Annotated in this window: 10 protein-coding genes and 1 pseudogene; 7 read left to right on the forward strand and 4 right to left on the reverse strand. The window is 50.6% G+C overall.

From position 1 onward, the window contains the following. Positions 1-150 precede the first annotated feature (150 nt). The 4 genes and pseudogenes from ACR0JG_RS19495 to ACR0JG_RS19510 form a co-directional block, all read left to right on the forward strand. A pseudogene (locus ACR0JG_RS19495) lies at positions 151-466 on the forward strand (IS3 family transposase); the annotation flags it as partial. Positions 467-618: 152 nt separating this feature from the next. Next, entirely contained in the window at positions 619-1,611 is a 993-nt protein-coding gene (locus tag ACR0JG_RS19500) for an NAD-dependent epimerase/dehydratase family protein (RefSeq protein WP_480572140.1), read from the forward strand. A 22-nt stretch (positions 1,612-1,633) separates the two neighbouring features. Further along, positions 1,634-2,749, forward strand: coding sequence for a glycosyltransferase family 4 protein (locus ACR0JG_RS19505; RefSeq protein ID WP_480572143.1), 1,116 nt, complete (start codon positions 1,634-1,636; stop codon positions 2,747-2,749). Between the two features lie 209 nt (positions 2,750-2,958). Further along, positions 2,959-3,282 (forward strand): hypothetical protein, encoded by a 324-nt coding sequence (locus tag ACR0JG_RS19510; RefSeq protein ID WP_480572145.1) that lies wholly within the window; start codon positions 2,959-2,961, stop codon positions 3,280-3,282. Positions 3,283-3,639: 357 nt separating this feature from the next. On the opposite strand, the gene ACR0JG_RS19515 is transcribed toward ACR0JG_RS19510, so the two are convergent. After that, the gene (locus ACR0JG_RS19515; RefSeq protein WP_480572148.1) at positions 3,640-4,314 is read right to left on the reverse strand and encodes a sugar transferase; all 675 of its coding nucleotides are present in this window, start codon (positions 4,312-4,314) and stop codon (positions 3,640-3,642) included. 993 nt (positions 4,315-5,307) lie between these two features. Next, complete coding sequence (locus ACR0JG_RS19520) at positions 5,308-5,970, reverse strand: hypothetical protein (protein WP_480572151.1); 663 nt, start codon at positions 5,968-5,970, stop codon at positions 5,308-5,310. Positions 5,971-6,284: 314 nt separating this feature from the next. Here ACR0JG_RS19520 and ACR0JG_RS19525 point away from each other — a divergent pair, with 314 nt between their 5' ends. Continuing rightward, positions 6,285-7,595, forward strand: coding sequence for an O-antigen ligase family protein (locus tag ACR0JG_RS19525; RefSeq protein ID WP_480572154.1), 1,311 nt, complete (start codon positions 6,285-6,287; stop codon positions 7,593-7,595). Here ACR0JG_RS19525 and ACR0JG_RS19530 read toward each other — a convergent pair. Next, positions 7,582-7,974, reverse strand: coding sequence for a hypothetical protein (locus tag ACR0JG_RS19530; RefSeq protein WP_480572157.1), 393 nt, complete (start codon positions 7,972-7,974; stop codon positions 7,582-7,584). The two genes, ACR0JG_RS19525 and ACR0JG_RS19530, sit on opposite strands and share 14 nt — an antisense overlap. A 308-nt stretch (positions 7,975-8,282) precedes the next feature. Between ACR0JG_RS19530 and ACR0JG_RS19535 the strand changes: the two genes are divergently transcribed. After that, on the forward strand, positions 8,283-10,538 hold the full coding sequence (locus tag ACR0JG_RS19535; protein ID WP_480572160.1) for a GumC family protein: 2,256 nt from the start codon (positions 8,283-8,285) through the stop codon (positions 10,536-10,538). Between the two features lie 365 nt (positions 10,539-10,903). Here ACR0JG_RS19535 and ACR0JG_RS19540 read toward each other — a convergent pair whose 3' ends face one another. Next, on the reverse strand, positions 10,904-11,764 hold the full coding sequence (locus ACR0JG_RS19540; RefSeq protein ID WP_480572163.1) for a class I SAM-dependent methyltransferase: 861 nt from the start codon (positions 11,762-11,764) through the stop codon (positions 10,904-10,906). A gap of 585 nt (positions 11,765-12,349) precedes the next feature. Here ACR0JG_RS19540 and ACR0JG_RS19545 point away from each other — a divergent pair. Beyond that, positions 12,350-14,326 carry an acyltransferase family protein gene (locus ACR0JG_RS19545; protein ID WP_480572166.1) on the forward strand — a complete coding sequence of 659 codons (1,977 nt, stop codon included), beginning with the start codon at positions 12,350-12,352 and terminating at the stop codon, positions 14,324-14,326. The last annotated feature ends 759 nt before the right edge of the window (positions 14,327-15,085 follow it).

Here is a 15,085-nt window from a genome sequence, read left to right on the forward strand (position 1 = left end):
GATTTTGACCTACCTTCCTGAAAAGTCTTCGGTTTGAAATTAGACTGTTTGGACGTGTCGCGGTTTGATGCCGCTCCTTTGATAGCGTTTATTGCAGCAAAGGAGACGAACTATGGGATTGAAACGAACGGACGAGTTCCGCGCTGATGCGGTGCGGATCGCGCTGACGCGCGGCGATTGAAGGCGCTGGAAAGCGAAAACACAAAACTCAAGAAGATATTGGCGGAGCAGAGGATGGATGTGGCAACCCTGAAAGAGATATTCAGAAAGACTTCTGAGGCCCAATTCAAGGATGAATGCTGTGGGTTGGACCATGTAGGTTAGGGGTTATAATAAACGACTCGCCTGCACGCTGGCTGGGATCGATCCACGTGTGTATTTGTACAGATTGAAATGTCCCTTAGACATCGGGCTACGGGTGAGAATAGAGGAACTGACGTCTGAGCGGTGCCGGTTCGGTTACCGCTCAGCTCTTTAATAGGGGGTGCATTCTGCAGTGCCGGTGAAAATGAACAAGACGCTGATCAGTGGTGTTTGTTGCGATGCATTTTGGAGCCTGCTACGACGCAGCTTATTCGGTATATTAACTTTTGAATTAACAACCTTGTGGAGCGAGTAATGTATAAGGTTTCAGTTCTTGGAGGCGCAGGGTTTATTGGGACAGCGCTTTGCAGGCAGCTAGAGCAACAAGAAATTCCATTCGAGATAATTGACCTGAAGCCGAGCCGAAGATTCTCAAACCAAAGTAAAATTGGAGATATTCGAGACAAGGATGCAATTGGCGACGCAATAACGGGCAATATCATCGTCAATCTTGCAGCGGTGCACAGAGACGACGTCAGTGACAGATCTGCATACTATGAGACCAATGTGCATGGTACGAAAACCGTATGCGACATTGCTGCTGAAAAAGGAATTGATCAAATTATTTTCACCAGCAGTGTCGCTGTATACGGTTTTGCTCCAGTTGGAACCGGAGAAGATGGAAGAATTGATCCATTCAATGACTATGGGAAATCCAAAGCGGAAGGCGAAGACATGTTGCGTCAATGGCGTGATGCAGCACCGGACAGACGTAACCTGACGATCATCAGGCCAACGGTCGTGTTTGGCGAGGGGAACCGGGGGAACGTGTTCAATCTCTTGAACCAGGTCGCTTCCGGGCGATTTGTAATGATCGGTAACGGAAAAAACCGCAAATCAATGGCATATGTTGAAAATGTTGCGGCTTTTCTCGTCCACTCGACGCAAAATCCATCGCCCTATACCGTCGTTAACTATGTTGATGAGCCGGATCTTGATATGAATACGTTGGTTTCCCAGATCAGAAAAACGCTGTCCGGCAAGGCTGGTGTCGGGTTCCGGATACCTTACGCTTTAGGGCTTCTTGTCGGATACGCGGCAGATGGAGTGGCAAATGTGAGTGGCCGCAATCTTCCGATCAGCTCGGTGCGCGTCCAGAAGTTTTGTGCCAACACAAGCTTCGCATCGGCAAAGTCCAGGTTTCATGATTTTAGTCCCAAATTTACCTTAGAAGAAGGACTGGATCGGACCCTCAAAGCAGAGTTCATATCGCCCGATCCCGATCGCGAAGTGTTCTTTACCGAATAGCCCTCCAGGAACAAGTCGAGACATGTCCAAGACAATCGCAATGGGCTACAACACCTGCCACTATGTATGGCTGTTCCGTAGCAATCTTCTTAAGGCACTAGTGCAAGATGGCCACGACGTGGTCATTATGGCCCCGAAAGATACCTATACCGAACAACTCGTGAGAATGGGTGTCACGCATTTTGACGTTCCAATGAAAATGAACAAGAACCCGGTTTCAGATTATTTTCTGTATCGCCGGTTCCTGAAAGCTTTCCGCTCAGTGCGGCCTGATGTTTATCTGGGCTATACGATCAAGCCAAACATCTACGGGTCAATGGCTGCCCATAAAACGGGTGTGCCTACAGTAAACAATATTGCGGGCCTCGGTACTGTATTTATCTCCAAGAATATTGTGGCACAGATCGCCAAAACGCTCTATCAGGTCGCTCTCAGGCGTGCCGGGATGGTCTTTTTTCAAAACTCCGACGATCGCCATCTGTTCACCAAAAGCGGCATCATCAAACATGATCGCCATGATCTTCTGCCCGGTTCAGGGGTCGATCTGTCAAGGTTTGCCTTCTCTTCCCTGACCGTGCCATCAGACCGTGACAGGTTGCGGTTTTTGCTGATTGGGCGGATGCTCTGGGACAAAGGGGTCGGCGAATTTGTGGAGGCGGCACGGCATATTCGCAAATCGCGGACGGATGTCGAGTTCTGCCTGCTTGGAGGCATCGACAATGACAACCCGGCCGCCATCCCGCGTAGGCAAATTGACACTTGGGTCGCGGAGGGCCATGTCAATTATCTTGGTTATTCCGATGATGTGCCGGGCGAGATTCTGAAGGCCGATTGCGTCGTCCTGCCCTCAGCTTATCCAGAAGGCACACCTCGTACACTTCTGGAGGCAGCCGCGATAGGGCGCCCGATCATCACAACGGATGCACCCGGCTGCCGCAGCACGGTCGATGATGGGGTCAACGGATATCTCTGTGCGCTGCGGGATGCCACTGATCTTCAAGATAAGATCGAAAAGGTTATCGCGCTGTCTCCGCAAGCGCGCAGTGACATGGGCCGAGCTGGCCGCGCCAAGATGGAGAGGGAGTTTGATGAGGCCATTGTCATCAGAAAATACTTGGAGATGATCCGAACGCTTTGACTTGTTGCGGGATGCCACTGGCAGGATGATCGTCATTGATGAATGCAAATCAATATCTCCGGTGAGTGCTGTAATTTTGCATTCAATTCGAAGCAGAGGAGTCAATAAATCGTCCAAATTGCCGAGATCGCCTCTGCCGCGTCACGCGATTGATTGGACACGTAACGCCTTATGCACTATACTAAAGGGGCCTTTGTGAGGGTGATGTTATGTTAAGATTTCAGACTCTTTCTATAGTCTGCGTTTTTGGGCTTTTTGGATCATTTGTTTCTGCGGCGCATGCGGATACCGTTGGATGCCATAAGTATGACTGGAACAAGTCCTACACCGCCGCGCATTGGGAAAAGGTTGTCAAAGATCTGAAAGCGTGGAAGGCTGCGCATAAGCCACACCACCCCTACTACTACACAATGAGCAAAAAGCTCGTCAGTGCCGAACACAACTGGAAAATCACCAAAGAGTACGACAAAAACGGGAAGAAGAAAGCACACAAGTCCAAGCATGATTGCAAGCACGACGTCAGCCCAAGCTAGGGCGTTGTGCACGGATTTCACCACTTTCTTCTCGTCTGTAGATTCGTCGTCCTGAAGGGTGACTGTTCCTCACACATCAATTGCTGCAATTTCCTTTGGCTCCGCTCAGCGGGAATGCCCGTGTGGCGCACTCGAGTGCTGAACCGTCACGCCTCGTGGCCACGCAAGAGTCGCATGATCTGTTTTGGGGACACAAAGATTTGCAACGAACCACGTGAGCAGATGGCCAATGAATCTCACATGGTCATGTCATTGTCCCGCACCCAATGCAGACAGCAGGCCGCATCTCCTTCGATACGGGGTGTTTTTGCTATTGATGTTCTGACGGCTGCGCATGTCCCCACGGGAAATGCCTGATCACTTTCCTTGAGAGCCCAAGACAACACTAACCGTCCAGAAGATAATCTTCAAATCGAGATGCCAGCCCATGTCTCGTACGTAATAGTTGTCCAGAAGCGTTTTCTGGCGCACCATTTCCTCAGAGTCCGTGTAGCCTTGCTTGACCTGCGAAAAGCCCGTGATGCCTGGGCGTACCGTTTCCCTAATGTGATAGCCCGGCATTTGCTTGGAATAAGTCTGCGCGAATTCATACACCTCCGGGCGTGGGCCAATCAGGCTCATTTCTCCAACGATGATATTCAGAATCTGCGGAACTTCGTCCAGACGCGTCTGTCTCATCCACCGACCGAATGGGGTTATCCGCCACTCTTCCAGCTTATCGAAGGGGCCACGTTCGGTTGTTTTTTCTTCCGGCAGCATCGTGCGGAACTTAATCATCGAGAATTTTTGCTGATCTTTTCCCATGCGCTCTTGGCGAAAGAACAAAGGCCCACGGTTCCAGAAGATGTTCAGCACAAAGATGACTGCACAAAGAACCGTGAAAACGGGCAATGCAGCGAAACCTACAAAAATGTCAAAGATGCGCTTGGAAGCCAAGTAAACAGGCTTGCCTTTTTGCACGGATTTGCAAGAGCTTGTTGAGTCGAAAGGCCAGCTTTCACTAGTAACTGAACCGCCAGTAAAATCCTTCATGAACTCAACCTCGTACCGAAAATCAAACTCGTACCAACAATTCTTTGCATACATCTATTCCTACACACAGGCTGCCTAAAAATCAGCCTCACCACTTGACAACCTTACGGCTAAACACACTCAAGTCATTTCGCCATCAAAATACCGGACGCACCATCCTTTTACCCTGTGGTTTAAAATAAACCTTCACTCGTGAACGCTCAGCTCTACCGCGCTTCGCTTCTGTTAGGTTAACGTAACGTTAAAATCACAACAACACAATTTTGCCAAATGTCCACCCAATCAACGCCAAACAAGACGATCTGGTCAAAATTCACCAAATTGTTGAAATGCGTCACTCGCGAAAGGTGAGGCCAAAAACAAGAAGCAATTTTAAATTGTTTTTATCACATACCCTAAGGCCAGCATTTCAAATGAATGCACTGCGAGATGGTCAGATTCGGTCTGAGCGAGGATAAGGAGAGGTGTCAGATCGCAGGGCTAAGGACGAGAAATCGCTTTTTGAGGCACAGAGCGCACATTCCTGTCGGCGGTGACATCTCCATGGTCCTGAGCCTTGAACAATACCCGCAACATCCATTGTATTGTTAAGAAAACAAATATTGTGGCCGTTCCTATCAAGGAGCCCAACAGCAAGCTTAGTAAAAGGCTGAACGACCAGGCAAACCAAAAGACAAAGGTAAATATCCAGCCTGCTGTTACGCCGAATAGGAACACTGCCATTTTATGGGTTGTCCTTTCTGTTGAACATCACCGCGCTCCGGTCAATTTACGGTTTCCTTGCTAGGTTACTGCCTACCAATGGTGTACCCTCTTTATGTCAAAAATTGGGCTACTGGGCCGCAGCTGCGCGTCCAGGGTGAGTTATCTAATGTGCGCTGCGATGAGAGTGGCGGAGTACGGTCGCGTGCACCCACGACACCTTCGGGAGAGATTACCTTCTGCTCAAAGTTCGCCCGGTCATGTCAGCCAAGAAAATCTGTCCCTACCGGGTTAGCTCTCAGGGCGTCTGTCTCCCAGATTCCCCAACATGGCACGAAGAGGATCTTCATTGGGTAGAAGGTTTTCAAGCTCGACCGGCGACTGCGCGTTCAGGACCATACCATCCCGACGCGCTGACGTAATTTCCTGTTCTGACAATGGTGCCACATGCTCTGGGGCATCAACACCAGCATAATAAGTCTGAAGCACGAGCTGCAGCCGCAGAGGCGCAAGCTGCACGTTATAGGGTGCTAATTCCCATGATTGCTTCAAACTGTTGCGCATGGCATCGATGTCATCGCTGCGCCCCTGAGCCTGCGCCAAATATGCCCAGCCGGAGGCATTGGCCGGGTCAAGGCGCAGCGACTGTTCAAGCAGTTCCATTGCCTTTTGGGTTCGCGCCTCGAGCTCCTCCATGCCAATGACCGTCACGTCGCCCGTATTGTCAGGATCAACGGTCAAACCAATCTCGTTGAGATAGGTGAACCCAAGCTCAAGCAGATATTCGGCTTTGTCATAGTGCGCCGCGCTATTGGGCACACGCCAGCCGCCAACCACGCTCTCATGGCGCTCGTCTTCGTTGAACGCAGGGCTGGTTGCGAACACCGTTGAGAAATTCACAACCGCAGCGATCACGAGGGCGACGGTCAAAAGACGGCACAAGAACTTTCCCACAGTCACATCCCGCACGTGTCAAAGCGTCCGCCAGTCTAGGCCCCTGCCCTTCTGACGTCTACTGATCTTGGTGGCCTTTTCATGATCTGAAAACAAAACTGGAAATCTGCCTTTATTGTGTTTCATCTGCGCCACGCCACGGTTGGTGTCACAGATATGATGGACATAGGCTGATGGGCTTGTAGAAGTAGGGCCCAATGAAACCACACGAACGCTTCTCCTTTGTGCAATGGGCTCTTATGTGGGCGCTGATGGTGTGTGTGCTCCTTGCAGCTGTACCTCTTGGCGCCAACCGGCCGGTATCGTGGACACTCTTGTCCCTCGCAGTTCTGATGCTCTTCGTTGTGCAGGTGTTCATTGACAGCGCCCAACGCCTTCCTGAACAGACCAGAGGATTATGGCTGCCTGCCACTCTCTTTCTGGGGGCTGTCGCATGGAGCTGGGCTCAACTCATCCCCGGGCCACCAGATCCTTATATCCACCCGGTCTGGAAGATTCTGGACGACGCACCAGGTTACATCTCGGCGGACCCTGGGCAAGGCCGCCAGATCGTGATGCGATACCTCTGCTATACGATGATCTTCTGGATCGCGTTCCGCTCTGCTGTCATCAGCACTCGCGCAGGTACGATGCTCAAGACTGTAGCCATCGCGTCAACTGCATTTGCTGCCTATGGCCTCTACACTATGGGAACCGGCTACAATCCAGTTCTGGGAGAGAATGAGCAGGGGCCCGTCGTGACCGCAACATTTGTCAACCGGAACAGCTATGCCACCTATGCCGCATTCGGCTTTCTGGCGAATGTTGCGGCCTATCTGCACATCACCAGTGGCACACGGACAGACGACGCTCGGTGGCAAAACTTATTGCGTGAGATGCTTGAGCGATTCTTTAACGGTGCGTGGATATACGCTCTAGGCGCACTTTTATGTTTGGGGGCTCTATCGCTGACGCAGTCGCGTGCTGGCGGTGTCGCAGGGCTGGTTGGACTAGTCGTGTTTGTGGTCACGTGGAAAGGCTCAGGACGACAATGGAACCCGTGGTTTCTGCTCATTGCTGGCGGTGTGGTTGTGTTCGTTATTCTGACGAGTGCGACCGGCCTGACCAACAGGTTACTGGCGACAGAGGCAGAAAACGGGCGTTTCCTTGTTTATCCGGAAGTGGTGCGCGCGATCATGGACCGCCCGCTTTTGGGCCATGGTTTGGGATCTTTTCACGATGTGTTCCGACAGTACGTGCCCGCCGAAGCGGCTGTGGGTGAATGGGTGCGGGCACATAACTCTTTTCTGGAGAATACGTTCGAGCTGGGCATCCCGGCGGCAACGGCTTTTTGTAGCGCGCTTCTGCTCATCACCTTTCGTATTTACCGTGCGACCGTGACGCGCAAACGCAACCGGGCGTTTTCGTGCTTTGCCTTTGCGGTCATTGCGACGGCGGCCACCCATTCGCTTTTCGACTTTAGCCTGCAAATACCTGCAATTGCGGCCTTATTTTCGGTTATCCTGGCAATGGGATGGGCGCAGAGTTTCTCAACAGCTGATTCACGCAGAAACAGCACACCACAACCTACGGCTAAAGCCTCCCCGACTTCCGAAGACCGAGTTGCAGGATCTACACCCGAATAGTCCGCTTGAAATTCAGCAAGACTTTGTAGAAGATCCAGGCCAATCCCACTCCAATCAGATTTCCGGCTAGATCAAGGGGGAGAAAAGTGCGTGCCGGCAACACGATCTGCACGACTTCAAACGCTATAGCCAGCACGATCATCAAAACAGTCACACGTGAGGCCCCTTCTACCCACCCCACATAGCTGAAGGCGCCCAACAAGAAGAAAATCAACAAATGCACAAGAAAGCTCGATATCGGTGTTGGAGCTGCAACGAGTGTATCCCCTCCCAGGCACATCCATGCAAGTGCGAGAAACGTCAAAATTGCTAAGACGCGGACAACCCGCTCGATAATAATTTCCACAACCAGCACCTGCTTAAATTCGAGTACGAGCAATCGAACCGGGACACTTTTAGACACACTTCCAGTGTATAACTTAGCATGCTAGTGGAATATCCGCGACAGTAAGTAAACATGCTATTATTGTGGGCACGCTCTCGGAGCAAATATTATGTATAAAATTACAATGCTCTCTAAACTGCCATTGGCTCGCCCAGATCAATGTCCAGTAGTAGGGGTGTGGACGCGAGTTCTTGTTTTGGTCACAAAGTGGTTTTAATTCTGGTGTGTACAACGTGAAAAATTCAGTTGAGCCTTTGATCCTGTCACACCCAATGAACGCACCATCCCCTCAGACAGCCCCCATGGACGGCATCAACGACACGATTGATATCCGTGGTATCGCCTTAAAGCTATGGTATGGAAAGTGGATAATCGCGATCTGCCTACTGATCGCCTATGTGCTCGCCTATTTGTCAAATTCCCAAATTGTTCCGACCTATCGCGCAGCCGCCACTGTGATGTTTAACGTCGAACAAAGCAGTGTCATCGAAAGTATTCTGAACGAAGATGGCTCCGACAGGGCTTCGCTGGAAGATCAGATGCTTATCCTGTCTTCAACCAACCTGATCGATCGTGTGGTGGACCAACTCAACCTTGATCAGGACCCCGAGTTCAATCCGGCTTTACGCGAACCAGTACCAAGCCTTATGGAGCGCGCTGAAAGTTATATTACGCTCCCCCCCGAAATCGTCGACATTTTGGAGGATCTTGGCGTGATCGCCCCGCCTCCGCCTCCGCCATCGGCCGCCAATGCCGAAGCTCGTCAGCTCGCGTGGGAAGAGCGTCTACGCCAAGTCATTATCCGCAATGTGTTATTTGGTCTGGAGTTGGATCCTGTGGGTGGTTCAAATGTACTCGCTATTTCTTTCGTCTCGACCAATAGGAACACAGCCGCCAATGTCGCAAATGCGATTGCCAACCAATATATCGTCGACCGGCTTGAAGCCAAACTCGAAGCGACGGAAGCTGCCACAAACTGGCTCAGCGTTCGCGTGGAGGAGTTGCAGGTTGATTTGGAAACTGCAGAAAACAAAGTAGAGGCCGCGCGCTCCGCATTAGCTGCCGAGCGAGGCCAAAGCCTGGACATAACTCAACAGCAACTTGCGGCTTTAAATACGACGCTGATAGGGGCGCAAAGCGAAACCACGCGTATTCAGGCCGACTACAACCGGTTGCGCAGCGCTTTGGAGGATCCTGATGCGCTCGACACGGTTTCGGAATTTCGAGCGTCGCCTGAGATATCCCAAATCAGGCAACAGGAGAGCGAAATCGCCGCTCAGGTCGTTACGCTGAACGCATCGGTGTCTCAAGATAATCCAACTTTAGTGCTGGCCAAGCGACAACTTGAGCAGGTGCGCGAACAGATACTGGAACAGGTTCTCGAAGAGGCAGGCAAGATCGTTGCTGCCACCCAAAACGACCTGATCGCCGCACAGGAACGGGAGGCGGCATTGATAATACAAGTACGGGAACTGGAGCAAAAAGCTTTCGACCAAGCGGCGGATGAAGTCACCTTGCGCCAGCTTGAACGCGAGGCCCAGGCCAGCCGGGGCCTTTACGAAAACTTCCTAAACCGCTTACAGGAAGCAGACGTGCAGGACGACCTGCAAACTTCCGACGCCCGTATTCTGTCGCCAGCAGAAGTTCCTCTGCGCGCGCAGTCACAGCAACAACGCCGTACGATGCTTTTGACAATGTTCCTAGGTGGAGCCATTGGTGTCGGAATTGTTTTCTTGCTGGATTTCCTCAACAACACATTCCGTTCGCCCGTACAGCTGGAAGAAGTGTCTGGTTTCACAGTTTTGGGCACCCTGCCCTCTGTTGGATCTCGAATGGCCCGCGCCGCTGTCTTGGAGAACCTCCGCAACAAACCAAATTCCTCTCTTGCGGAGTCCGTGCGCAACCTCAGAACCAGCATTCTGCTGTCAAATGTGGACAACCCACCAAATGTGATCATGTTCACTTCCAGTGTTCCGCGGGAAGGCAAAACCACGAGTGCAATGCTGATGGCGATGACCAGCCGTCAGATGGGGAAGTCCGTGATCATTTTGGATTGCGATCTGCGTATTGCTGCTCTGGGCTCCATGCTCAAAGAAACAGAGCAACAACCCGGATTGCTATCTGTGATCGAAGGTACAACCTCGGTCAAAGACGCGATCTACGAGGAGCCGACCTCCGGCGTTCACGTACTGGCAACTCATGCGAACGAGCGCCGCAGCGCGATCAACGCCGCTGATGTGCTGTCCTCGAAACGATTTGAATATCTGATTAAGTCGCTAAGCGAGACCTACGACCATGTGATCCTGGATGCTCCACCAGCTCTGGTGGTGACAGACGCCCGCATCCTGTCACAATTGGTGGACGCAGTCGTTTATGCTGTGGCTTGGGATAAAACCCCACGTGCGGCTGTCATCGAAGGATTGAAGGAAATGCGCTCCGTCGGGGCCCCAATTGCAGGTCTCGTGATGACGCTAATCAACGAGGGGCGCGCCACAAAATACGCCTATGATGGGTATAATTACTACAAGGGCCAGTATCGAGACTATTATGTCTCATAGCCAATGTTGGCACATTTTGGGCTGAGTGGTGACGAATTCTCCAGCTCGCAAAAACATATGGACCCGGCCTTTGCAAAGCTGAATTTGCACAGGCCAAACTACGTGGTTAAACTAAGTAATTCCCGAGCAAATACGCATTCAATGGAGCAGAGCCTGGCGATTGCTTGCTATTCAGGTCGAATGATACTTGTTAGAAGTGATTTGAGCCGCCACCCCAAGGTTCCTCATTCCAGCCTTTTTGACCTCGCACCGAAAAGAATATGCTGACCAGTCAAGTGAAGATCAGCACCGCAGGCGGACGTCTGCGCCACAGTGTAAAGTCACACAGTAACCCTTTGACCACTCCCTCGTTGCAAACCGAGGAATTATGAAACCTTCTGGAATACCTTGTTTTCCAATACCTCACTAAAACCGGCCTTGGTTATTCGATGTCTAAGAGAGGAAAGGTTTGGGGAAACATGCATGTATTCCGCAGTATGGTCGGCTACGTTTGTAATCAACCAAGACTGCACCGGCATTCTCTCACAAAAGCGATCAAAATACTGGATTGGGTCTCTGACGTGCTCGAAAAACTCCGTAGCTATACAAATGTCTATATTCTGAGGCAGCTCCGGGATCGGAGCAGTCTGAGAGCACTCCAGGAAACGCAAATCTATCCCGTCCTTTGCACACAGCCAAACGAGAAAATCCTTTCGCGGAGTTGGAATGTCAGCAAGTGAGAGCGTCACCTCAGAACCATTTTTCATTAGAGTCTCTGCAAGCCAACGGGATCTTTGGGCAAGCCCGCAGCCAAAATCAAGAATTCCTACTTTTTGTCCACTTGTAAAATTCTCAATAAGACGGGTTGTAGCCGGGTCAGGCTCAAAACTGGCGTAAGACAGCATCCGAAGAAAATGCATTCGACTATGAAAATGGTAAGAGTGATATAATTCGGTCTCCTCATCGCTAAAGAAAGGCAAAAAGACATCGTAAGTTAGCGAGTTGAACTTCCGGAATTCCGGCCCCGAATGACCTCCTCTGAAGCGACTGGCTGAGGCTTGAAATCTCTCGCTACTCTCTTCAACCGTTATATTTAGACGTTCCGCGTTCCATTCAACAAATTGCTGCTGCAGCTCATTCAACGCCAAGCTGGTATCAAGTTCGGCTCGAAATTCACGGCGGGCAGCTCTCAATCCATAAACTGCAGCCGATGTGATCCGTGGGATAAGCGAAATGGATTTGGTCATATGATTCCTTTCAACGGTGCGAGTGAGAAATGCGGCCGATCAAGCGTAGATATCCTAAAGACACAGTATCTATTGGAATGTTTGCGTGTCCAGCTTGGCCGTAATTTTCTACACTGCTAAGAAACCTATGGCGAGGCATCAAGGTGGATTGAGCTCCAAAACCGTCAGCACGCGGGTCGCGGAAATTTCCCCCTCAACTAAATAACTCTTAGCTTTCCTCAAAGCCGCCTGGCGCCAGATCCTGCTGCTCCGTCAATTTCCGACAAAAGCCTTGGCCGCATTCCGGAGGGCTCGACGATCCAGTCACACCATTCAGTTTCCAGAGAATAAACGTCCCAACTAGGAGTAGCCTGGCGTGCTGCTTCATAGGCGGCCGGTTTCATTGGATGCACGCCCCCTACCCTGCCAGCATGAACATCGATCTGCGGTTCTTGAAGCGCACCATATCCGCGTTTCTGGACTAGTTCAGATGGAGAGACGCACTGTTCAGCTTTCTGCGTCAGGAGTACCACATTCTCAGAATCTGATACCTCGAACGCAAAAGCGTTGCTTGACGAGGTCGGTCCGTGACAAATTGTAACCAGTTTGTGGACAGGTACTTTTCTTGTCGTAATTTTTCGTGGTGGTTGTTTGAAGTACCGGGCAGAAATAGATGGGCTACGCGCATTAGCGGTGATCCCTGTAATTTTTTTCCACGCTGGATTTGAGGCATTTGCCGGCGGGTTCGTGGGGGTAGATGTGTTCTTTGTTATCAGTGGATACCTGATCACATCCCTTCTTATAGCCGAATTTGAGCACGGGAACTTAGATCTTGTGCAGTTCTATGAACGTCGTGCACGTCGGATTCTACCAGCGCTGTTCTTCGTTATCGTATGCTGCTTACCAGTTGCATGGTCTTGGATGTTGCCGCATCAACTCGAAGAGTTTGCCGGCAGCATTTTGGCCGTCAGCTTTTTTGTATCGAATGTATTCTTTTGGCTGCAAAGTGGCTACTTCGCGCAGGCCACAGAACAAATGCCTCTACTGCACACCTGGAGTCTCGCAATCGGGGAACAATTCTATATTTTGTTCCCGTTGTATCTGATAGTTGCATGGCGTTGGGGAAGAACCGCACTGATTTCAGGCTTAGTACTGATCACACTTGTCAGCTTTGGATTGAGTGAATGGGGCTGGCGCAATACTCCGTCAGCAAATTTTTTTCTGACACCTTCGCGGGTTTGGGAACTGTTGGCAGGAGCGCTTGCCGCGTTTCACATCAAAAAGAGGGGGGTTTCCTCGAATAGTTTCCTATCTTGGTTTGGTCTGGCACTGATTGGTGTTTCTGTAGCAACTATTGATAAGACTTCGCCCTTTCCCAGCTTTCTCACATTGCTGCCGGTTCTCGGAACGGTGTTTGTAATTCTTTGGGCAGGGCCGACCACACTTCCAACGCGGGTGTTGAGTTGGCGACCTTTGGTAGCTATTGGCCTGGTGAGTTACAGCGCATACTTATGGCATCAACCACTCTTCGCTTTTGCTCGTCTGCGTTTCAAAGAAGAGCCTCAACCTGTTGTCATGCTTGTATTGTGTGGGCTGTCATTATTGTTGGCGGCTATAACATGGCGCTGGATCGAGCAACCGTTTCGAAATCGCAAGAAGGTTGGTCGACGTTTCATCTTTCTGGCCAGTGGTGTTGGCATCACCGTGATGGCTAGCATTGGTTTGTTGGGGACTCAGTTTAATGGCTTCCCCAATCGGCTCACACAGGTTGAACAGGCAATTGTTCGAAGCTTAGACAACACACCTAAAGAAAGTTATCATGTTGCGAGAGTCCGAACGGAGTTCCAAGGGTCACCTGGCACACGACTGTTAATACTTGGTGACAGCTTCGGAAGGGATCTTTTGGAAGGCCTTGAGGCTTACTTTGGCGACCGCACCAAAAAACTCGATATTGTTTTAGGAGGCATTTCTCGCCGTTGCAAGAACGTGCTTTCAACAACCCAGGACATAGAAAATTACTTGGCGCCTCAGGACCGTTTTTGCTTTGGCAACTACCCCAGGATCGGATCAGAGAGATTTGAAACCCTAATTGATACCGCAGATCTAATTCTTGTACGCAGTATGTGGGATGTACTTCCAACCCAAGAAATGCCGCAAACATACGCTTATCTCAATGCGCGTGCGCCCGGCAGGGTTGTATTCATAGGGTCCACAGCATTTGGCATGGGCTACAACGCCGTCAAAAGCCGCCCTGATTTAGCGAATTTGATTGCGGAGGGTGACCCTAGCGATGCATTGCCATATTCCATTTTGGATACTGACCTGAGTGTTCTAGATCTTATTCGCACTGCGAAGGTAAATATGGATGGATTAAACTACATCTCAGTTCACGACTTCTTCTGTCAGCCCGACACTCGCTGCAATTTGCTTAGCTCTGAAGGGCTTCCATACAACGTAGATTCAGTCCATTTGGGAGAGACTGGCGAGCGTTTTATGGTGGAGCAAATGTTCGCACTGCCTTGGTTTCTCGAACTTTGGGAAAGAAACCTGAGCGTCGCACCAAACCAGATCGAGCAATTCTAATATATTTGATCGTTCAAGGTTGCGATAAAGAAGTACCTTGAGAACACCCCAACAACAGCAAGCTTCTCATGCCACTTAACCTGAGCACGCCGTTAGGTCTGTAGTTACCGTTAACTGTGGTAAGGTAATGGCTTGCCCCGAGGCTCCATCTTTTGCGGTGATATATGTAGCTACTACGACCTACTGTTAGTTTCTGTGAGCGCATTGGTTACACACCGAAATAGAGGTGGTCCTAGATTTTCGACCAGTTTGGACCTGGCACGTATTCGTGCCGCCTGCGTGGATTGTAGAAGCCAGTTGAGGATGTGCAGCTCTTTCGAGTGAAAATGCGCGGAAATATTCCTGCCAATAGGCGAAATCTTTCCTGTTTCCGTTGAGGCATTCTGTACAGGAGTTGTGGCAGCATTGAGTAACATTTATGCGTATGTGAGATACTGAGGTCCAAAGTAGTGCCCACCAAGGGCCAGCGAATACGCGAGTGGAAGAGTAGGGGAATGACGTGAGAAAATAGATAAAGAAAACCCTCCGCAACGAGAGCGTTTGTTTATTTGTGCTATCTCAGAACGAGTTTTTCTGCTCAAGCGCGGTGTTTGTTGGGTCTCCCAGTCTTCAAGGTTTTTTGAGACCCGGCGACCTCTGACACCAGGACACATGATTATCACCATCACCATGGGCTTATCATGGATCATTCGGCTTGCATTTGCGCCGCGTGATTGCTGCCCCCAACTGTAGATAGGCAACCAGAATGACAATCTACCA

It is taken from the genome of Ruegeria sp. AD5 (genome assembly GCF_056542345.1).